Below are 19,723 nucleotides of genomic sequence, written 5' to 3' on the forward strand. Positions count from 1 at the left end.
ATCATCTACTCCAGTCTTTACTATTCATTTTATGGAAAGCAAACACTTGGATCGGAAATCCACTTCGTTTCTCCTTGTCATCCTTGGATTGCTTAATTGATAGGTTATTTATTAAATATAACATTTTTACTCTTGCTTTTTCATCATAAATGAAAATTGTTCAATCAGTATCATTTAAAGAATACCATAAAAAAAATTGACTGAGGATAACATTCAAACAAGTCGCAAACAAAATTTAATACTTTTTGATTTCATTACTCATTCTTCTACAAAAACAAGAGCCATCTATCAGAAAATGCATAGACGGCATCTTAAACAATGACGATTAATCAGTTAGTTTTAGTTGGTAGCAAGTAAAACCGACTGAATGCTTTTTGATCAATGAATACTTTAGCAGCAGATCGAACATCATTGAGCGTGATTGAACGTATAACATCTGGCAAATCAAAGAGTGTTGTTTCGCCAAATAAGCTTTGTGTAAATTGATTAGCAATAAATTCTAATGAATTGAGAGATTGAAAATATTTACCCAGCATTTTTTTCTTAAGTAACTCAAGATTCTTCTCGTTCATTTCAGGATCATTTTCATAATTCAATAAAATTTCTTCAACCGCTTGAAGCATCTCTTCAGGGTATTCTGCATCTCCAGAAAAATCAGCAAAGTAAAAACTTCGATCCAAACTTACTTCGAAACCAAACGTATCATCAATAATTCCTTGATCATACAACCTTAAGTAATTAGCTGAAGTATTACCTAAAAGTAATTGGAACAATAAATTCAAAGATTGTTTATATCGTAGCAACTCCCGACCTTCCGTCGGACGTTTCTCCATATTCCCTTTGATACCCAAAACACCTTTTGGTCGCGTAACGGGCATCCTCATAATACTTTCTGGAATAATTTCTTGAACGGTTTCTTCCGGAAAGTGACGCTTAATTTCTTTTGCTGCAGAAAAAGTTTTTGCTGCCTGGTTTTCTCTGATCCAGTTCATTGTCTCTTCTGGATCGATGTTTCCAACTATGAACAAAGTCATATTGCTTGGGTGGTAGAATGTATGGTAGCACAGATAAAGATCTTCTGCTGTGATGGCTGCTATACTTTCAACAGTCCCAGCAATATCAATGTGAAGCGGATGCTTTGGGTATAGATTCTTAATGACACCAAAAAATTGTTGCCAGTTAGGATCATCATCATACATCTGAATTTCTTGCCCAATGATCCCTTTCTCTTTCTCAACCGTTTCTTTCGTAAAATAAGGCATCTGTACAAAATCTAAAAGAGTTTCTAAATTTTTTCGAATTTGATCGGTAGCCGAAAAAAGATAACTCGTTTTTGTGAAGCTAGTAAATGCATTGGCTGATGCTCCTTGTTGCCCAAATTTTTGAAAGACATCACCGTCTTCTTTTTCAAAAAGTTTATGCTCTAAGAAATGGGCAATACCATCTGGTACAGTATGCATCGTTTCATTCGCATAACCAAAATGATTATCGATAGAACCATAATCTGTACTAAAAAGACCGTATGTTTTATGAAACCCTTCTTTAGGTAATAAATAAACTGTTAATCCATTGGGTAATATCTCGTTATACAAGACTTCATTTATTTGATTATAATGTTTTTTATTCATGATCAAGCTCCTTATCTAAAAAGAATACGGCTTGAAGTTCGATCTTTTGAGCAATTTTTTGAACATCTGTGACCGATACCTCTTCCAAACGCTGTATAAATTGCTCTTCACTCATTTTAGTATTCGGTACCCACTGATTAAGATATTCTGTTTCAATCAAAGACTGTGGACTATCCAACGATAACAAAAACTGATTTTTAAGCATAGCTTTTGTCTGGGCCAATTCAGCCTCTGTAATTTCTCCTCTTTGTAAACTTTGAAGTTGTTGTTCAATCAAAGTAAAGACTTGATCCCGGTTACTGCCATCAATTCCTGTTTGAACAGATAAATAACCTCGAAATGTATCCACATTACTTGATGCATAGTAAGCTAAGCTCTCTTTTTCTCTAACATTCATAAATAGTTTTGAATGAGGAAATCCGCCAAATAATCCATTAAAAACCATGAGAGAGAAACGTTCCGGTTGATTATAATAAACACCCGTACGATAACCTAAGTTCAGTTTTGCCTGAGTCACAGGCTCTCTGACGATTTTCTCGCGGATAATATTTTCCAAATCTTGACGATAAAAAACAGAAAGATCTTTTTCAGGACGATTTTCAAAGGGTAGCCCCTTCATAACTTCAATTACTTGATCTTCTTCGACATCCCCAATCACAAAAATATCTACAGGATCTTCTTTAATCATAGAACTATATGTTTCTGTTAGTTCTTTTGCCGTTACATCTTCCAAATCTTCAGGACGACCAAAACTTGGAAATTTTTGATTGTCACTTTTTGAAAAAAATAATTCTTGTAAGCTTAATGAAGCAAACGCCTGTTTATCCTCAGCAATACTTTTCATATAAGCAATCAAATTGCTTTTTTCGATCGTAAAATTTTTTGATTCAAATTCGTCTTGAACAATATTTGGGAAAAAAAGCACTTCTTTCAAAAAAGAAACGGCTTGGGTAAATAGTTCTTCATCAGCAACATATTTTCCGTTGACGAACGACATCGCTGCATTGACTTGATGAAGATCCCCTTTTTTATTAACATTCATGCCAAAGCTTGCTCCATACAATTCTGCCAGTTGCGTACTAAAGGCTGTTTGAGTGGGATAACGCAAACTAGTTGTCTCTAATAAACTCGTCAATAATGTGCGTTTCGCAGCCGTTTCAGCCGCTAATTGCGAAGTAAATCGAATAAAAACACGGATTGTTTTATATTTTTTAGTCGGCAAAACCGTAAGTCGAACATTTTTTTTTAGTTCAATTGCCATAATGCACCTCTTATCCTCTCAAAAATCATCTCTTCAATTATAGCATAATGCAGAATGTTTCCAGAAAAATTACTCATTTTACGGGCGTATATTTTTATAAATCATCGTTTATTCGTTATACTAAGAATAAATTTAAAGGAGGTTTGTTTATGATCAAGGAATTTAAAGAATTTATTTTGCGCGGAAATGTGATTGACTTGGCTGTTGGGGTTGTCATCGGGAGTGCCTTCACAGCGATTGTCAACAGTTTGGTAGAAGGTCTTTTAACACCATTAGTTTCGCTGGTATTTTCATTTTTCGGCAGCGAAGATGCATTTTCAGGACTTGTTTGGGAGCCTAAAAAAAATGTCGTCTTTAATTTCGGTCAAGTGGTTACTGCAATTATTACATTCTTGATTACTGCTTTTGTTCTATTCTTAATCGTTAAAGCTGTGAATAAATTGCGCAATCTTCATCAAAAACCAGTTGAAGAAGAAGAACCAGAAGTTACTGCCGAAGACTATCTTCAAGAAATTCGTGACTTATTGAAAGTACAAACAGAATCCCGCACCAATATCACAACTAATGATATAAACCGTGATCCTTTTAACTAGATAGTTTTTTAGAATGATTCGAACAATAATGGATAGCTCTTGAAATCAGAAAAGCTCTGGCAAATACATGTCAGAGCAGAGAGTTATTCATGATTTGTTCATCTTTTTTTATAAGTAATGACTGCTTTTATTTCTCTTTTCTCATAACCACATGTAAAATTCCATCTTCATCAAAAGGATCGGAAACAGTGACAAAATTATATTTCCCGTAAAATTTCTGCAAATGCGCTTGAGCTTCGATTTCAACCGGAGCATTTGGATAGAAACGATTTAGTTGTTTGATAATTTCTTGTAGCAATTGATCCCCATGCCCTTGTCCACGGAACAGAGGATTTACTAAAACTCGACCAAAATGAACTGTGTCTTCGATAAAATATATCCTTGCATAAGAAACAAGTTGTTGCTGTTCATCAAAAATACAAAGATGTTTAGCAATCAAATCAATTGCATCTACTTCCTGATAGGGACAATTTTGTTCTACGACAAACACTTGAGTACGTAAAGCAGCGATTTGGTGAAATTCTAATCCGGTCATCTCATGCAACTCTTTCATCATAACAATCATTCTACTATCTCCTAACTAATCTATAATAAAAAATACAAAAAAAGAGCTAACATTTTGTCAGCCCTTTTCTGATCAAACAGCTTTTGTTAAAAATTCAATCTCAACCGTTCGAGTAAGAATATCCGAATAACTATAGGAAACACGTTCGAACGAATTTTCGTTTGGATCTAAATCCACGACAAACACAGAAGGGTATGTTTCTGTCAAAACACCACGGCGTTCCGTTTGACGTTTACGCCCAGTTTGAGCAACCAGCATGATTTCACTGCCTATACGACCTTCTAAATCTTTTTTGATTGTTGCTAAAGTTGTTGGCATCGCATTCACCTCAAGCAACAGTATACTATAATTTACAGAAAATTTCAAGTTTACCATAAAATAATTATTCTTTCAATAAGATTTTCTCTAAGGGTTCATAAGAAGCGCTCTCAATTTCTTTTTACCACGGTTGTAAGCGCTTTTAATTTGTTGCAGCGGAAGTTCTGTTTGTTCTGCGATTTGTTCAAGTTCTAATCCTTTCAAGTAATTCATTATAACGATTTGCTCTAACTTCGAAAATGGCGAATCGTATTTATTCATAGTTTCTTGAAGCATTAAATACTTCTCCGCTTTTTCAGTTTGTTCATTTTGATCGGAGAGAAAATTTGGTCCTTCATGAGAAATTTTTTCTTCAAGAGAAGAAGAATTTAATTGTGCTTTTCTTTTTTGTGCTTGTTGCAACCGTAATAAACTGCAGACGCGATTTTCAAACGAGCGTTTGAACAAAACTCCTAATGTTGTTCCACGGTTTTCATCATAGGCTTGCAGACATTTGTTAAAAACAATACGGCCTTCTTGCATCCAATCATCTAAATCATAATCTTTGAGATAATATTTTTTGTACATAATCTCGACGATAGGGCGATACTTGAAAAACATTGCTTCAAATTCTTCTGAACTCCTACTGATTGATTCGTTTGATTTCATTTTGTTACGCTCCTTTTATGCTTAATTTTTGGTACAAAAAGAGCGTAACATATTCTTGTTCATTAGTTTCTCATTTAACGAACCAACTTTGTCCCTAACTCAAATCATGCAGTTTTTTTTCTAATTCAGCTAATTGTTCAGGCGTCCAAGGAGAGTTTCTGCGAAAATTTTCAAATTTGATGTCTGTTTGATGCTGATGGATTGCTTCTTCTGTTTTTTCAATACTTTTATAAAGCTCTCGAGCAGAAGTTCGCAACGCACCTTGAGAAAACACAACCCATTGTTCTGCTAAGTCACTCGTTGCAACTGTTACTTGAGTCAAACGGTCATTCAATTCTCCAGCGATGCGTTCGATATAGCTGTCAGCAGTTTCACCTTCTTCAGTAAAGATGACTTGTAACTGATATTTACTATAGCTTTGAGTAACACCGGGAACCAATTGCGCATCAAATACAACAATAATCTCTAATCCTTCGTATTTTGAATAATTGGATAATCGATGCAATAACGCCTCTCTTGCATCTTCTAAACGATCTTGGTTTTTTAATAAGACTAATTCAGGCCAAGCACCAATCATATTATAGCCATCGACGATTAGCAGGGGCGTTTTCATTGCGGCGCCCCATTTCGAATAGTAAAAGCTTGATACATTAATAACCCAGCTGCCACACTAGCGTTCAAACTTTGTACATGACCAGTCATCGGAATCGTTAACATCTCATCAACTTCTTTTTTCAATCCTTCACTCATTCCTCGACCTTCATTGCCGATAATCAATCCCGCTGCCCCTTGAGCATTCCACAAACGGTAATCAGTTCCTTTCATATCCGTTCCAAAAATCCAAAAACCAGCTTGTTTTAGTTGTTGAATCGCTTGGCTTAAATTGGTGACACGAGCAATCGGAATATGTTCTACAGCACCAGTAGAAGTCTTCACGACTACAGGAGTGATTCCTACTGCACGGTGTTTCGGAATAATGATTCCGTCTACCCCACTAGCATCCGCTGTTCTCAGGATTGAACCAAAATTATGTGGATCTTCTAAATTGTCTAGAATCAAATAGAATGACTGCTCTTTTGTTTGTGCCAATAATTCATTCAGAGATAGGTATTCATAAGGGGTGATCGCTAAAATCACACTTTGATGGACGCCTTGATTGCTCATCTGATCGAGCTTTTGTTTTGGCACCCACTTGACTGGGACAGACTGTGCGCGAGCAGCTTCTTTTAACCCATCGATTTTTTCCCCTCTGGCATCCTCTGCCATAAATAATTTATTCCCGCGTCCTTCTTTCAACGCTTCAATCACCGCATGATAACCGAATACAAAATTCTCATCTATCATTTCAGTTGTTTCTTCACGAAAATTTTTTCTAGTGTGCTGTTTATTTTTTACCGTGTTTTGACGCGACGGTTTTCTTTGTTTCTTTTCCCTCATCTTCTTCCCCTACTTTCTTGATACACCACGCTACGAGCGTGTCTAAACGATCCTGTTGCTTTGTTAAGTGTAGATACCCAATTAAGGATTCAAAGCCTGTAGCAATGCGATAGGTGGTTACATCAGCATTTTTCGCACTGGTATGGCTTTTACTATTTCGTCCACGACGGTAAAAATCATATTCTTCTTCAGTCATTATTTCTTCATCAAGCATCTTTTGGATCAATGCCGCCTGAGCTTTTGCTGATACATAGTGTGTCGCCATATGATGAAGCTGATTAGGTCTTGTTTGTCCTTGTTCAATCAAATAGTCCCGAATGTATACTTCATAAACCGCGTCCCCAATATAGGCTAACGCTAGTCCGTTCAACTGTTTGTAATCTCTCATGCGTCTCTTCTCCACCGGGTACCTTGCGCCGTGTCTTCCAAGATAATCCCTTTTTCTTTTAGCACATCCCGGATTTCATCGCTCCGGGCAAAATCTCTTGCTTGTCTTGCTTGGATACGTTCTTCGATTAGTTGTTCGATCTCTTCATCTAAAAGTTCCTCACCCACAAAGTATATCCCAAAGATGGCTAGCCATTCCTTGAATTTTTCAACTGCAGCAGTCAATAATTCTATATCGATTGAAGCACTTTCGCTGTAAGTGTTCAACCATTTTGCAAGTTCATATACTACTGTGATACCATTTGCTGCATTAAAATCGTCATCCATCTCTTGTACAAAACGCTGTTCAAATTCTGCTAAGATAGCATGGTCGGTTCCTTCTAGGGATCCTTCTTTACTATTTTGCAAACGAAATTGTGCATTTTCTAAGGCTGTTCTCAATTTTTGCAGATTTGTTTCTGCCTCTTTCAATGTTGTTTCACTGTATTTGATTGGACGCCGATATTGGGTTGTAGCCAAAAAGAAGCGCAAAACTTGAGGATCAATTTTTTGAACCATTTCATGGACAGTAACGAAATTGCCCAAAGATTTACTCATTTTTTCTTCTTCTTCACCAATCGTGACATAACCATTGTGCATCCAATAGTTAGCAAACGTCTTACCCGTTTTCGCTTCACTCTGTGCAATTTCATTTTCATGATGAGGGAAAGTCAGGTCCTGTCCACCTCCATGAATATCTATTGTTTCTCCTAAATGCTTGGTTGCCATAACGGAGCACTCGATGTGCCAACCGGGACGTCCTAGTCCCCATGGTGAATCCCAAGCGATTTCGTTTTCCTTAGCCGCTTTCCACAAAGCAAAATCTAACGGATCTTCTTTGATCTTTTGTTCTTCACCCGTTCGTTGACTGGCCCCAACTTCTAATTCATCAATTGATTGATCACTCAACTGACCATAGTTCTTGAATTTACGTGTACGGTAATACACATCATTATTTGCCATATATGCGTATCCTTTATCTACTAATACTTGAATAAACGCAATAATGTCTTCGATGTGATCCATTACTCGCGGATTTAATGTAGCTGGTTGAACATTTAAAGCCGCAGTATCTTTATTGAATGCTTCGATAAAACGATCTGCTATTTCTGGAGCAGAAGTTTTCAATTCTTTGGCGGTCCGAATAATTTTGTCGTCAACATCGGTGAAGTTCATTACGTAATCGACTTCATACCCTCTATATTCTAAGTATCTGCGAATTGTGTCAAAAGATACTACACTACGTCCGTTGCCGACGTGGATATAATTGTAAACTGTTGGCCCGCAAACATACATTTTCACCCTATCTTGTTCGAGAGGTTGGAAAACTTCTTTTTTACGTGTCAACGTATTATAAATTTTGATCATCTTGGCTAACCTTCTTTCCTTTGATTCTTACGACTTTGGCTGGTATTCCTACAGCAGTCGCTTCATTTGGGATATCACTAAGAACCACTGCACTAGCACCGATTCTGGCACTTTCCCCTATTGTGACGGGACCTAGAATTTGTGCATGAGCTGAAATGAATGCCCCTTTTTTTATGGTCGGGTGGCGTCTCCCTTTTTCTTTACCTGTCCCGCCTAGTGTTACACCGTGAAATAATACGACGTCATCTTCAATAATAGCTGTTTCTCCAATTACAACACCCATCCCGTGATCGATAAAAACCCCTTCGCCAATCTGAGCACCAGGATGAATCTCGATGCCTGTCAGAAAACGCCAAAACTGGGATGTGAGTCTAGCTAGAAGAAAGAGTTTTTTTTGAAACAAAAAATGTGACCAGCGATGCCAAAACAATGCGTGAAAGCCCGGATAAGACAATACGATTTCCAGCGTTGATCGAGCTGAAGGGTCATTTTTTTTCGCTGCTGCAATTGCTTTTTGGGTCCAAGTCATCTTCTCACCTGCTTCCCCTATTGATTACTTACATACAAAAAAGCATCTTTCAAATAAGTTTCCTTATTCAAAAGACGCTCAACCACGTGGTTCCACTTTTGTTCACAGAATTTTCTGCCTTGATGCAGGTAACGTCTGCTTCCGTTTTTGACTTGCGCCAAAACCACTCCTAGGTGCATTTCCTTACTTTTTTTAATCACTCTCACCACCCGTGATCTCTCTTCAAAAAAAAGGTAAGTACTTCGTCTATTCTTCGTGTTTATAATACATTATTTAAATGATCAAGTGCTTTTTCTTTTCCTAGTAATTCTACTGTATCCGGTAATTCTGGTCCGTGCGTTTGTCCTGAGACAGCAACACGAATTGGCATAAACAAGTTTTTACCTTTGATCCCTGTTTCTTTTTGGATCTCTTTGATTGCAGCTTTTACTGTTGGTGCGTCAACGGTAGTCATTGCAGTCAATTTTTCTTTAAAGGCATTGAGTACAGTTGGAACAGTTTCACCCGCCAAGACTTCTTGCGCAGCAGCATCCAATTCAGGATGTTCATTAAAGAATAACTCAGAAACTTCCACAATTTGTGCAGCATAACTCATTTGTGGTTGATATAGTGAGACGATTTTTTTCAGCCATTCTCTTTTTTCTGCGGAAGGCTCTTCTTCAATTCGACCTGCTTTGACTAAATATGGCAAACACATTTCTGTCAACTGATCCAGGTCCATTTGACGCATATAGTGGTTATTGACCCACTCCAATTTTTTGGCATCAAAAGTCGCTGGTGATTTGCTCAAGCGTTCTGGATCAAACATTTGGATCAATTCAGATTGAGAAAATAACTCATCTTCTCCTACTGGGGACCAACCCAACAATGCGATAAAATTGAACATTGCTTCTGGTAAGTATCCTAATTCACGATACTGCTCAATAAATTGTAAAATTGATTCATCGCGTTTGCTTAGTTTTTTACCAGTTTCACTGTTGATGATCAGTGTCATGTGTCCAAATTGTGGCGCTTGCCAACCAAAAGCTTCATAGATCATCAATTGTTTTGGTGTATTAGCAATATGGTCATCGCCTCGCAATACATGTGTGATTTTCATATGATGATCATCAACTGCCACTGCAAAGTTATATGTTGGCATCCCATCGCGCTTCTGAATGACAAAATCGCCGCCTACATTATCTGACTCAAAAACGATCTCACCTTTTACCATGTCATGAAATTTATACTCTGTATTTCTAGGAACTCGGAAACGAATAACTGGTTGGATACCTTGTGCTTCTTTTTCCGCTTGCTCCTCTGGTGTTAGATTAGCGCATTTTCCGCCATAATGAGGCATTTCGCCACGTCCGCGTTGTTCTTCACGCTCTGCTTCTAGCTCTTCTTCTGTACAATAACATTTATAGGCACGATTGCTTGCTAGCAACTGATCGATCAATGGTTGGTACAACTCACCGCGTTCTGATTGGCGGTACGGTCCGTACTCTCCAGGGTTTGCAGGGGATTCATCCCAATCAATACCCAACCAAGCGAGATTCTCTAGCTGGCTCTTCTCACCATCTTCAATGTTTCTTTTTTGATCCGTATCCTCAATACGGATAATAAATTCGCCATCGTTATGACGTGCAAATAAATAGTTAAATAATGCTGTTCGGGCATTTCCGATGTGTAGATGTCCAGTTGGACTTGGAGCATAACGTACTCGCACTTTAGTCATCTTTTTCCTCTTCCTTCATCTGATTTGCAAACAATCCTTTGCTGTTCGGTTCTTACCTTCTAGCTTATAGGGAAAATCTCCGATAATAAAATAGTTCGCTCAGCTAGAATTGTACAATCATTAAGCAAAATAGTAAAGGCAACCGGCGTAAAATCCGCCAATTGCCATTGATTATTGCTAATTTTTTGTGTTTTCCTGATTATCGATTCCACGACTTGAATGAGCCGGTTTAGCAAATATCATTCGTCCCGCAGCTGTCTGCAGTGCGCTTGTAACAACTACTTGGATATGTTCATTCATGTAATGCTGTCCATCTTCAACAACAACCATCGTCCCGTCATCCAAATAAGCGACACCTTGTTGTCTTTCCGTTCCAGCTTTTACAACAAGTACATTCATTGTTTCTCCAGGAATCACTACTGGTTTAACTGCATTCGCAAGAGCGTTGATATTTAACACAGGAACATTTTGAAATTCTGAAACTTTGTTTAAATTATAGTCATTTGTAACCACAATACCATCAAGGATCTTTGCTAATTTGATCAATTTGCTGTCGACCTCAGAAATATCATCGAAGTCACCCTCATACATTTCAACAGCGATACCTTCTTCTTTTTGCAAAGCATTCAAAATATCTAATCCACGTCGACCTCGGACACGTTTCAAGCTGTCTCCTGAATCTGCAATATATTGTAATTCATATAAAACAAAATTGGGAATTAATAGGACCCCTTCAAGAAAACCTGTCTTAGCAATGTCGTAGATACGTCCATCGATGATAACACTCGTATCGAGAATTTTATACTTATGAAAATGATCAGCTATTTTACGATCAAGCATCTGTTGTTCTTCAACAGGTTCTGTTTTCTTGCTTTTAGAAGAAAAGATTTTTTTCCATTCTTCGATTCGAGTCGTGCCAATTTGAAAGCCAAGATATCCCAACAACGCCATTACTAAAATCGGCGCGATTCCGTTAATAAAAGGAATATCCCAATTATAAAAAGGAATCGATACAATGACCCCGATCATTAAACCAATAATTGATCCGATTGCTCCAAATAATAAGTATGTTAGACTCAATTCGCTCAATTTTTCTTCAATTTTACGAATTCCAGCTGCAATATATTTCGCTAATAGCAAAGATAATAAAAAGAAAATAAGGGCTCCAAGCAAGCTATTAGTGATATTATTGTTCAGCCATTCATTTTTTGATTGACCAATGGTTTGCCATGCAACAGGCATTAATGAGATACCTAAACTTGCTCCAGCAAGAACCATTAGCGCAGTAATGACTCGTTTCTGCATACACGTTCCTCCAAACTAATTTAGTACGAAGCTGAGACTCATAAACGAAAAAATCTTTTTTAGAAAGAACTGGGCAAAGATAGCACCTTGTGATGTAAATAGTTCTCAATAAACAGTCTTCATTCATTCTTGTTCTGATAATTTCGTTATTTTCGTCTCATCTTCGAATTTATTCTTTTTTTAACTAACACCTTATCAGAATTAACGAAAAACTTTTCGTAGGGTTTCCGATAAAGTTGACACACCTTCTACTTCGATACCTTTGGGCGGTTGCCACCCAGTAAGATTATTTTTAGGTAAATATACTTTAGTAAATCCTAATTTTTGCACTTCTTTTACCCGTTGTTCGATCGCATTGACACGTCGAATCTCACCAGTCAACCCAATTTCACCGATAAAACATTCTGTAGGACTCGTACCTTTTTCCTTATAACTTGAGGCTATGCTGACTGCAATTGCTAAATCGATTGCAGGTTCATTTAATTTTACACCACCAGCTGCTTTTAAATAAGCATCTTGATTCTGTAGAAGCAACCCAGCCCGTTTTTCAAGGACCGCCATGATTAATGAAACACGATTAAAATCCAATCCGGTAGTCGTGCGTTTAGCGTTACCAAACATAGTTGGTGTCACCAAAGCTTGGATCTCTACTAAAATCGGTCGACTGCCTTCCATTGCAACAACGATGGCAGAACCCGTAGCGCCTTCTAATCGCTCCTCGAGAAAGACTTGAGAGGGATTGGCTACTTCTTTCAATCCGCCTGCTTCCATTTCAAAAATCCCAATCTCATTTGTCGAACCAAATCGATTTTTGACGGCACGCAAAATACGGAAGCTGTGATGCTTTTCACCTTCAAAATATAAAACGGTATCTACCATGTGCTCTAGCATTCGTGGACCAGCAATTGAACCTTCTTTGGTTACATGTCCCACAATAAAAATAGCAATCCCATTGGTTTTAGCCAGTTTTAGAAGTTCGGCAGTCGTTTCTCGAACCTGACTCACGCTTCCTGCCACACTAGTGATATCTGGTTGTGTCATCGTTTGTATCGAATCTATGATGACATAATCCGGTGTTAGATTTTCGATTGCCTTGCTTATCTCAGACATATCCGTTTCTGGATATAAATAAAATTCCGTATCAATGGCTCCTAAACGCTGGGCACGCATTTTTATCTGCTCTGCACTTTCCTCACCCGAAACATACAATACTTTGCCGCCAATAGCTGCAAGCTGCTGGGAGACTTGCAGTAAAAGAGTCGACTTGCCGATCCCTGGATCACCACCAATCAAAATCAATGATCCCGGAACAACACCACCACCCAAAACTCGGTTTAGCTCTGCTAGCTTGGTCTGTACTCGTGGTTCTTTTTTTGGTATAACATCAGCAATTTTTGTTGGTTGCATCCGTTGTCCCGTAAGAGTGGTCCGTACTCGCCGATCCGTTGTTTCTTGAATCACTTCTTCTACCATCGAATTCCAACTACCACAATTAGGGCACTTCCCTAAATACTTTGGTGAAGAATATCCGCAATTTTGGCAGACAAACTGACTCTTTGCTTTCTTAGCCATTGCAAACCTCCAATTCGTTATCTAGGACTGACTCCATGCGTATATCGAACAATCACAGATCTGAGGAACCAAATCCTCCAGAGCGTGATTGACTAGTTACATCTTGATCCGCTTTTAAAAACGGCAAGAAGATCCCTTGACCAATTCGTTCACCTTTTTTGATGGTCAAATCACTGGGACCAAAATTCGTAAATTGAAACATGATATGCCCTTCATTATCAGAATTATTGTAATAATCACTGTCAATTACTCCGACACCATTTGTTAGTAACAAAAAACGTTTGAGAGGATTGCTCGAACGATTCGTTAATTGTAAATACTCTTCTTTTCCCATATATGATTTGATTCCAGTCGGAACCAGTGTCGGTTTGATTGCTTTTTGAACATCTTTAGCTGTCAACGCTTGGATGCCATTCATCAATCCCGCTTTCCATATACTAGGTATTACGACTTCTTCTGCCGCTTCAAAATCATACCCTGCCGCATGGTGTGTTGCGCGTTGCGGAAGAGTTATATCCTTATCTGCATATGTTGAAACAATTTCAAATCCACGTGTCTTCATCTTTTCCTCCAATTAATAAACATATAGTCATTTTAGCATAGTAACCCTTGTTTTCTTTAATGAAAACAAAATTATCAGAAACTCTTTATATTTTCTTCGCTTCCGCAGTCAAAAAAACGAAGAAAATAGAAAAAGGACATGACGAAAGGCTATTTTGCTAGTACAATGGAAAAAATATTATTTACTGAATTCAGAAGAGGTGGTTACATCCATGCGAGAGAAACTAAAAAAAGCGAATCGAGTCGTTATCAAAATTGGGACAAGTTCCCTGGTCTATCCCAATGGAAATATCAACTTCTCGAGTATTGATGAACTGGCTTTTGTTCTGTCCGATCTAAAGAATCAAAACAAAGAGATTATTCTCGTTTCTTCTGGTGCTATTGGTGTAGGGATGAATAAACTAAACATTCCACAACGTCCTGTAGAAATCCCCCAGCAACAAGCTGTTGCAGCCGTGGGGCAAGCCGAATTAATGAATATTTACAATCACCGTTTTCAAGTTTACAATCAAAAAACTGCTCAATTATTGTTGACTCGAGATATTATTGAGTTTCCTCAAAGTCGAGAAAATGTATGTAATACATTGGAGCAGCTCTTAGCGATGGGAATTATCCCAATAATTAACGAGAATGATACAGTTGCCATAGATGAGTTGGACCATCTTACTAAATTTGGTGATAATGATCAATTATCTGCAATTGTAGCGCAGTTAGTCCATGCGGATCTGCTGATTATGCTATCCGACATCGATGGGTTTTATACTGCTAATCCGCTACATCACAAAACTGCTAAACTTTATGATGAAATTACTGAGATTACACCTGATTTAATGAAACAAGCAACCGGAAAAGGAAGTCCGTATGGAACTGGTGGCATGTCAAGCAAATTAAAAGCTGCGGATCGTATTCTCAAAACAGATGCCACAATGATCTTGGCGAATGGGAAAGAGCCTAAAATCATTTTTGATATCTTAGCTGGCAAAAAGGTTGGCACTTACTTTTACAAGGAGGAAACATTATGATCGATTTAATGCAATTGGGAAAGCAAGCAAAAAAGAGTGCGGCTTCACTTAGCTTACTAACCGCTACTGAGAAAAATCACTTACTATCAGCTATGGCCGATACACTTGAAAGAAATCGTTCACGAATTTTAACAGAAAATAAAAAAGACCTTGCTGCTGCAAAAAAAAATGCATTAAATCCAACTTTAATTGATCGCCTAGAATTAACTGATGAACGAATCAAGGAGATGGCAACTGGTATTCGAGAAATCGTTCAGCTCTCTGATCCACTTGGAATCGTGGACAAAATGTGGCGCAATAGTGATAATCTCTTAATTGGTAAACAACGTGTACCGTTAGGTGTTGTGGGAATTATTTATGAAGCAAGACCCAATGTGACTACAGATGCTGCCGGTCTATGTTTCAAATCTGGAAATGCTGTCATTTTGCGAGGAGGTAAAGAAGCCTTCTACTCAAATCAAATCCTTGTAAATCTTTTACAAGAAACATTAAGCGCCAATGGATATTCACCCTATTCTATTCAATTTGTTGATGACACCAGTTATGCAGTGGCTGATGAAATGATGCGCTTGAACAAGTACTTGGATGTATTGATTCCACGAGGCGGTGCTAACCTCATTCGTCGTGTCAAAGAAACAGCAACAGTTCCTGTCATTGAAACAGGAACTGGTAACAACCATATCTTTATTGACAAAGATGCACAACTTCCGATGGCTGTCGACATTGTTGTCAATGCCAAAACTCAGCGACCTTCTGTTTGCAATGCAATCGAAACGATCCTCGTTCATAAAAGTTGTGCAGCAGAATTTCTACCTTTACTAGAAAAAGAACTGAAAAATAAAGTAGAGTTGCGTGTTGATACGAATGCGCGTAACTATTTAATAAATGCGCAACCTGCTACTGAAGAAGATTGGCAAACCGAATTTCTAGATTATATTTTAGCCATCAAAGTTGTAGATTCCATCGATGAAGCAATTGCCCACATCAATCATTACAACACTAAGCATTCTGAAGCTATCGTCACGGATAACTACTTTGCCTCTCAAAAATTCTTACAAGAAGTAGATGCTGCTGCAGTATATGTCAATGCATCTACACGATTCACGGATGGGTTTGTTTTTGGGTTTGGAGCAGAAATCGGCATTTCAACTCAGAAATTGCATGCTAGAGGCCCAATGGGACTTGAAGCTCTGACTTCCACCAAATATATTATCTATGGAGAAGGTCAAATACGTAAATAAAAAAAGCTGCTTGATTATGGAGACTTCAATCTTTAAGTGATTTTCACTTTTGATTGAAAGTTTCTTTTTTCAAGCTGCTTTTCTGATTGATTATGCTTGTTCAATTACAAATTCAACTGGTTCCATAGCGAAGAGTTGCTGCAAAACTGTATTTGCTTCTGTAAACAATTCCTGATCACAGGCTTTTTTCTGACAAACAATTCTTTGTTCTTTTGAAACAAATACTTGTGTAGCATCATTATCCACAAATTTTACTTCTTGATTCTCTTTTCGAAAAATGTAGCCCTCTTCTTCGTCTAATAATAGCGCTGTCTGCCATTGCTCATTTTGGATAAGTGGCATTACTAAAGATGCTACGTCCAGATTTTCTACAGAAACTTCTTTACCATTCTCTAAGTGCATCGTAAACGTTTCTAACTCAAAGGCCTGGCAAGCATTGCACCCTCCTTCCGTAATAAAATGTTTACTTTTGATAATTGCTTTCATATTCTCACCTGCTTTTTTTACCAGTTTACCTCACTAACATCTCTTTGACTACCGACGGAGAAAAAATTCCGCCTTAAGATGGATGTTCCACCTCTTCTTTCTTGATAAAATGAATTTAAGAAAAAGGCATAGGAGGATTTATTATGAATACACAAAGTTTGTTAGGTAAAATCGTAACTGTTGTAGCAGTTTTAGTTCTGGCTTCATTGCTCTTATCTCTCGTCTTAGGATTAATTGGCGGATTGATTGGCTTAATTTTTCGTTTTGGTATTCCTTTATTGTTAGCTGTTCTAATTGTCCGGTGGCTGACAAACGTTCGACAACGACCAAAAAAATACTATAACTAACAAAAAGACTTGGAGCATTATCTGTTCCAAGTCTTTTTTGATTATCCTAAAGCAACATCCAAAACCATCATTAGAATGAAGCCTGTCATAACACCAAAAACTGCAAAATGCCGTCGACTACTAGCTGTTTGTTGTGCTTCAGGTATTAGTTCCTCTACCACTACATAAATCATCGCTCCCGCTGCAAATGCTAAAGCATATGGCAAAACGGCTGTCATACTTGTTACCAGCAAAGCGCCTATAACACCGGCAATCGGTTCAACGATCCCAGAAGCTTGTCCATAGACAAAGGCCTTATTACGACTCAACCCTTCCTGTCTTAAAGGAATGGATACAGCAGCTCCTTCGGGAAAATTTTGGATCCCAATACCAATAGCTACTGAAATAGCTGCCAAAACTGCTGCCCGAGGATCTTCCGAGCTGGCGGCTGCTCCAAAAGCCACACCAACTGCCAAGCCTTCAGGAATATTGTGTAATGTGATGGAGAAAACCAACAGAATCGTTCGTTTTAAATGGCTTGGAAAGCCTTCTGTTTCATGGTTAGGACCAAAGTGCATATGCGGTAATGTTTTGTCTGCAGCATATAAAAATAGTCCACCCAATCCAAAGCCAATACTAACCACAAGCCATGGGATGTCCCCATTTTCTTCCGCACGAGCGATAGCAGGGTCTAGTAATGACCAAAAACTCGCAGCAATCATTACACCAGAAGCGAATCCCAACATCGTATTCAGAACATTTTTATTGATATCCTTAAAAAAATAAACAAGTGCCGCACCTAGAGCAGTCATGGCGTATGTAAATAAAGTACCAGACAAAGCCTGCTGCCACGGGGACAGTTGCATTAACCATTCAACCAAAACATTTCTCTCCTCCTATCTTCTCCCTTTACTCTAGCATAGGAAAACGCTTGATTCTAGCCTTTTGTTTTACTCAAAATAATTCTAAACTCCTTGTTTGATTGTAGGGAAATCCTTGAGTTTACTTGAAACTTTCAACATTCATCGCTATAATGCTAGGAGACTCAATGTCAATATATATAAAGTGAGGAAAAGAATTGATTACAGTAAGTGATGTAAGTTTGCATTTTTCAGATCGCAAACTGTTCGACGATGTTAATATTAAGTTTACGCCTGGCAATTGCTATGGTTTGATTGGTGCAAATGGTGCTGGTAAATCAACTTTCTTAAAAATATTATCTGGAGAAATCCAACCATCTACAGGAAATGTTTCATTAGGACCCGATGAACGAATGGCTGTTTTGAAACAAAATCATTTTGACTTCGAAGAATATCCAGTTATTGAAACAGTTATCATGGGTCACAAACGATTATACGACGTAATGAAAGAAAAAGATGCGATCTACATGAAAGAAGACTTTAGTGACGAAGATGGTATCCGTGCTGCTGAACTAGAAGGAGAGTTTGCTGAATTGGATGGTTGGGAAGCTGAACCTGAAGCCGCAGTTCTCTTACAAGGGTTGAATATCCCTGATGAATTACACCATGTCCAAATGAAAGAATTAACAGCTGGTCAACGTGTGAAAGTGTTGTTAGCACAAGCTCTTTTCGGAAAACCAGACGTCTTGCTCTTGGATGAGCCGACTAATGGATTGGATATCCAATCTATTAACTGGTTAGAAGAATTTTTAATCAACTTTGATAATACCGTTATCGTAGTTTCCCATGACCGTCACTTCTTAAATAAAGTATGTACCCATATGGCAGATCTAGATTTTGGGAAGATCAAACTATATGTCGGAAACTATGATTTTTGGTTAGAATCAAGTCAATTAGCAGCAAAATTGCAATCACAATCAAATGCGAAAAAAGAAGAACAAATCAAAGAACTGCAAGAATTTATTGCTCGCTTTAGTGCAAATGCGTCAAAATCAAAGCAAGCCACTTCTCGAAAGAAAATGTTGGATAAAATTACTCTTGATGATATTCAACCTTCTTCACGCCGCTATCCTTTTGTAGGATTTAAACCAGAACGTGAAATCGGTAATGATTTATTACAAGTAGATAATGTCAGTGTGACTATTGATGGTAAAAAGATTTTAGATAATATCTCTTTTACTTTGAACAAAGATGACAAAGTTGCCTTTATTGCCAATAACGACATCACAACGACTACCCTATTCAAAGTCATTATGGGCGAGATCGTGCCGGATACTGGTAGCGTCCGCTGGGGTGTTACTACACAACACGCTTACTTGCCAAAAGATACTACTAGTGAATTTGATACAGATACACCAATCGTTGATTGGCTGCGTCAATATGCTAGTAAAGAAGAAGATGATAATACATTCTTACGTAGTTTCTTAGGTCGGATGCTATTTTCAGGTGATGAAGTCTTAAAACCAGTCAATGTTCTATCGGGTGGCGAAAAAGTTCGTTGTATGTTATCAAAACTAATGCTATCAAAAGCTAATGTTCTTGTCTTAGACGATCCAACAAATCACTTAGATTTAGAATCGATCACTGCATTGAATGATGGCCTTATGGCTTTTACCGGCTCTTTACTTTTTGCCTCTCATGACCATCAATTTATTCAAACGCTCGCAAATCGAATTATCGCCGTTTCAAATAAAGGTGTTGTTGATCGTGCAGAGACTACCTATGATGAGTTCTTAGACAACAAAGATGTACAACAAAGAATTCAAGAATTATATAATTGATCTCCAAATGAAAAAGCCA

The 19,723-nt window shown here is 37.9% G+C and carries 21 protein-coding genes and 1 other annotated feature; of the genes, 5 read left to right on the plus strand and 16 right to left on the minus strand.

Going from position 1 to position 19,723, the window contains the following annotated elements; all coding sequences use genetic code 11:
- Window positions 1-329: 329 nt before the first annotated feature.
- Together yfmH and yfmF are read right to left on the minus strand one after the other, a co-directional pair.
- Window positions 330-1,628 (minus strand): EF-P 5-aminopentanol modification-associated protein YfmH, encoded by a 1,299-nt coding sequence (gene yfmH / locus EG2_RS04670; RefSeq protein ID WP_060813733.1) that lies wholly within the window; start codon window positions 1,626-1,628, stop codon window positions 330-332.
- A complete protein-coding gene (yfmF, locus tag EG2_RS04675; protein ID WP_060813734.1) occupies window positions 1,621-2,889 on the minus strand; it encodes an EF-P 5-aminopentanol modification-associated protein YfmF in 1,269 nt (422 codons plus the stop codon). The genes yfmH and yfmF overlap by 8 nt, the downstream gene beginning before the upstream one ends.
- A 149-nt stretch (window positions 2,890-3,038) precedes the next feature.
- Between yfmF and mscL the strand changes: the two genes are divergently transcribed.
- Window positions 3,039-3,482 (plus strand): large conductance mechanosensitive channel protein MscL, encoded by a 444-nt coding sequence (gene mscL, locus EG2_RS04680; protein WP_060813735.1) that lies wholly within the window; start codon window positions 3,039-3,041, stop codon window positions 3,480-3,482.
- Between the two features lie 127 nt (window positions 3,483-3,609).
- On the opposite strand, the gene EG2_RS04685 is transcribed toward mscL, so the two are convergent.
- The 12 genes from EG2_RS04685 to EG2_RS04745 form a co-directional block, all read right to left on the minus strand.
- Window positions 3,610-4,047 carry a GNAT family N-acetyltransferase gene (locus EG2_RS04685; RefSeq protein WP_060813736.1) on the minus strand — a complete coding sequence of 146 codons (438 nt, stop codon included), beginning with the start codon at window positions 4,045-4,047 and terminating at the stop codon, window positions 3,610-3,612.
- Between the two features lie 72 nt (window positions 4,048-4,119).
- On the minus strand, window positions 4,120-4,365 hold the full coding sequence (locus tag EG2_RS04690) for a Veg family protein (RefSeq protein ID WP_003128972.1): 246 nt from the start codon (window positions 4,363-4,365) through the stop codon (window positions 4,120-4,122).
- Between the two features lie 87 nt (window positions 4,366-4,452).
- Window positions 4,453-5,013, minus strand: a complete 561-nt coding sequence (locus EG2_RS04695; RefSeq protein ID WP_003128971.1) for a sigma-70 family RNA polymerase sigma factor — start codon at window positions 5,011-5,013, stop codon at window positions 4,453-4,455.
- A 94-nt stretch (window positions 5,014-5,107) separates the two neighbouring features.
- Complete coding sequence (locus EG2_RS04700; protein ID WP_060813737.1) at window positions 5,108-5,626, minus strand: NYN domain-containing protein; 519 nt, start codon at window positions 5,624-5,626, stop codon at window positions 5,108-5,110.
- Entirely contained in the window at window positions 5,623-6,450 is an 828-nt protein-coding gene (gene rlmB / locus EG2_RS04705) for a 23S rRNA (guanosine(2251)-2'-O)-methyltransferase RlmB (RefSeq protein WP_060813738.1), read from the minus strand. Before rlmB ends, EG2_RS04700 begins: the two co-directional genes overlap by 4 nt.
- The gene (locus EG2_RS04710) at window positions 6,398-6,838 is read right to left on the minus strand and encodes a Mini-ribonuclease 3 (RefSeq protein ID WP_003129275.1); all 441 of its coding nucleotides are present in this window, start codon (window positions 6,836-6,838) and stop codon (window positions 6,398-6,400) included. The genes rlmB and EG2_RS04710 overlap by 53 nt, the downstream gene beginning before the upstream one ends.
- Window positions 6,835-8,244, minus strand: coding sequence for a cysteine--tRNA ligase (gene cysS, locus EG2_RS04715; RefSeq protein WP_060813739.1), 1,410 nt, complete (start codon window positions 8,242-8,244; stop codon window positions 6,835-6,837). The genes EG2_RS04710 and cysS overlap by 4 nt, the downstream gene beginning before the upstream one ends.
- The gene (gene epsC / locus EG2_RS04720) at window positions 8,228-8,773 is read right to left on the minus strand and encodes a serine O-acetyltransferase EpsC (RefSeq protein WP_060813740.1); all 546 of its coding nucleotides are present in this window, start codon (window positions 8,771-8,773) and stop codon (window positions 8,228-8,230) included. Before epsC ends, cysS begins: the two co-directional genes overlap by 17 nt.
- Window positions 8,774-8,840: 67 nt before the next feature.
- Window positions 8,841-9,036, minus strand: a binding site (T-box leader).
- Complete coding sequence (gene gltX, locus EG2_RS04730) at window positions 9,033-10,490, minus strand: glutamate--tRNA ligase (RefSeq protein WP_060813741.1); 1,458 nt, start codon at window positions 10,488-10,490, stop codon at window positions 9,033-9,035. It overlaps the preceding feature by 4 nt.
- A 177-nt stretch (window positions 10,491-10,667) precedes the next feature.
- Window positions 10,668-11,795 carry a PIN/TRAM domain-containing protein gene (locus tag EG2_RS04735; RefSeq protein ID WP_060813742.1) on the minus strand — a complete coding sequence of 376 codons (1,128 nt, stop codon included), beginning with the start codon at window positions 11,793-11,795 and terminating at the stop codon, window positions 10,668-10,670.
- A gap of 201 nt (window positions 11,796-11,996) precedes the next feature.
- On the minus strand, window positions 11,997-13,367 hold the full coding sequence (radA, locus tag EG2_RS04740) for a DNA repair protein RadA (protein WP_003129268.1): 1,371 nt from the start codon (window positions 13,365-13,367) through the stop codon (window positions 11,997-11,999).
- Window positions 13,368-13,419: 52 nt separating this feature from the next.
- The gene (locus EG2_RS04745) at window positions 13,420-13,929 is read right to left on the minus strand and encodes a dCTP deaminase/dUTPase family protein (RefSeq protein ID WP_060813743.1); all 510 of its coding nucleotides are present in this window, start codon (window positions 13,927-13,929) and stop codon (window positions 13,420-13,422) included.
- A gap of 211 nt (window positions 13,930-14,140) precedes the next feature.
- On the opposite strand from EG2_RS04745, the gene proB reads away from it, so the two are divergent.
- On the plus strand, window positions 14,141-14,950 hold the full coding sequence (gene proB, locus EG2_RS04750) for a glutamate 5-kinase (RefSeq protein ID WP_060813744.1): 810 nt from the start codon (window positions 14,141-14,143) through the stop codon (window positions 14,948-14,950).
- On the plus strand, window positions 14,947-16,191 hold the full coding sequence (locus EG2_RS04755) for a glutamate-5-semialdehyde dehydrogenase (RefSeq protein ID WP_060813745.1): 1,245 nt from the start codon (window positions 14,947-14,949) through the stop codon (window positions 16,189-16,191). Before proB ends, EG2_RS04755 begins: the two co-directional genes overlap by 4 nt.
- 90 nt (window positions 16,192-16,281) lie before the next feature.
- On the opposite strand, the gene EG2_RS04760 is transcribed toward EG2_RS04755, so the two are convergent.
- Window positions 16,282-16,677, minus strand: a complete 396-nt coding sequence (locus EG2_RS04760) for a DUF4809 family protein (RefSeq protein WP_060813746.1) — start codon at window positions 16,675-16,677, stop codon at window positions 16,282-16,284.
- Window positions 16,678-16,820: 143 nt separating this feature from the next.
- Between EG2_RS04760 and EG2_RS04765 the strand changes: the two genes are divergently transcribed.
- Window positions 16,821-17,024, plus strand: coding sequence for a hypothetical protein (locus tag EG2_RS04765; RefSeq protein WP_003129262.1), 204 nt, complete (start codon window positions 16,821-16,823; stop codon window positions 17,022-17,024).
- A 41-nt stretch (window positions 17,025-17,065) separates the two neighbouring features.
- Here EG2_RS04765 and EG2_RS04770 read toward each other — a convergent pair whose 3' ends face one another.
- Window positions 17,066-17,884: a ZIP family metal transporter gene (locus EG2_RS04770; RefSeq protein WP_060813747.1), complete on the minus strand. Its 819-nt coding sequence runs from the start codon at window positions 17,882-17,884 to the stop codon at window positions 17,066-17,068.
- Window positions 17,885-18,081: 197 nt separating this feature from the next.
- Between EG2_RS04770 and EG2_RS04775 the strand changes: the two genes are divergently transcribed.
- Window positions 18,082-19,704, plus strand: a complete 1,623-nt coding sequence (locus EG2_RS04775) for an ABC-F family ATP-binding cassette domain-containing protein (protein WP_060813748.1) — start codon at window positions 18,082-18,084, stop codon at window positions 19,702-19,704.
- Window positions 19,705-19,723: the final 19 nt, after the last annotated feature.

This window comes from Enterococcus gallinarum NBRC 100675, assembly GCF_001544275.1.
Taxonomy (GTDB): domain Bacteria; phylum Bacillota; class Bacilli; order Lactobacillales; family Enterococcaceae; genus Enterococcus_D; species Enterococcus_D gallinarum.

Bases quoted from the DNA above. Each gene is read 5' to 3' on its own strand.
- radA (WP_003129268.1), bottom strand. From the start codon at position 13,367: ATGGCTAAGAAAGCAAAGAGTCAGTTTGTCTGCCAAAATTGCGGATAT.
- epsC (WP_060813740.1), bottom strand. From the start codon at position 8,773: ATGACTTGGACCCAAAAAGCAATTGCAGCAGCGAAAAAAAATGACCCT.
- yfmH (WP_060813733.1), bottom strand. From the start codon at position 1,628: ATGAATAAAAAACATTATAATCAAATAAATGAAGTCTTGTATAACGAG.
- mscL (WP_060813735.1), top strand. From the start codon at position 3,039: ATGATCAAGGAATTTAAAGAATTTATTTTGCGCGGAAATGTGATTGAC.
- EG2_RS04685 (WP_060813736.1), bottom strand. From the start codon at position 4,047: ATGATTGTTATGATGAAAGAGTTGCATGAGATGACCGGATTAGAATTT.
- EG2_RS04710 (WP_003129275.1), bottom strand. From the start codon at position 6,838: ATGAGAGATTACAAACAGTTGAACGGACTAGCGTTAGCCTATATTGGG.
- EG2_RS04755 (WP_060813745.1), top strand. From the start codon at position 14,947: ATGATCGATTTAATGCAATTGGGAAAGCAAGCAAAAAAGAGTGCGGCT.
- rlmB (WP_060813738.1), bottom strand. From the start codon at position 6,450: ATGAGGGAAAAGAAACAAAGAAAACCGTCGCGTCAAAACACGGTAAAA.
- EG2_RS04745 (WP_060813743.1), bottom strand. From the start codon at position 13,929: ATGAAGACACGTGGATTTGAAATTGTTTCAACATATGCAGATAAGGAT.
- EG2_RS04695 (WP_003128971.1), bottom strand. From the start codon at position 5,013: ATGAAATCAAACGAATCAATCAGTAGGAGTTCAGAAGAATTTGAAGCA.
- EG2_RS04765 (WP_003129262.1), top strand. From the start codon at position 16,821: ATGAATACACAAAGTTTGTTAGGTAAAATCGTAACTGTTGTAGCAGTT.
- EG2_RS04690 (WP_003128972.1), bottom strand. From the start codon at position 4,365: ATGCCAACAACTTTAGCAACAATCAAAAAAGATTTAGAAGGTCGTATA.
- gltX (WP_060813741.1), bottom strand. From the start codon at position 10,490: ATGACTAAAGTGCGAGTACGTTATGCTCCAAGTCCAACTGGACATCTA.
- EG2_RS04735 (WP_060813742.1), bottom strand. From the start codon at position 11,795: ATGCAGAAACGAGTCATTACTGCGCTAATGGTTCTTGCTGGAGCAAGT.
- cysS (WP_060813739.1), bottom strand. From the start codon at position 8,244: ATGATCAAAATTTATAATACGTTGACACGTAAAAAAGAAGTTTTCCAA.
- EG2_RS04760 (WP_060813746.1), bottom strand. From the start codon at position 16,677: ATGAAAGCAATTATCAAAAGTAAACATTTTATTACGGAAGGAGGGTGC.
- yfmF (WP_060813734.1), bottom strand. From the start codon at position 2,889: ATGGCAATTGAACTAAAAAAAAATGTTCGACTTACGGTTTTGCCGACT.
- proB (WP_060813744.1), top strand. From the start codon at position 14,141: ATGCGAGAGAAACTAAAAAAAGCGAATCGAGTCGTTATCAAAATTGGG.
- EG2_RS04700 (WP_060813737.1), bottom strand. From the start codon at position 5,626: ATGAAAACGCCCCTGCTAATCGTCGATGGCTATAATATGATTGGTGCT.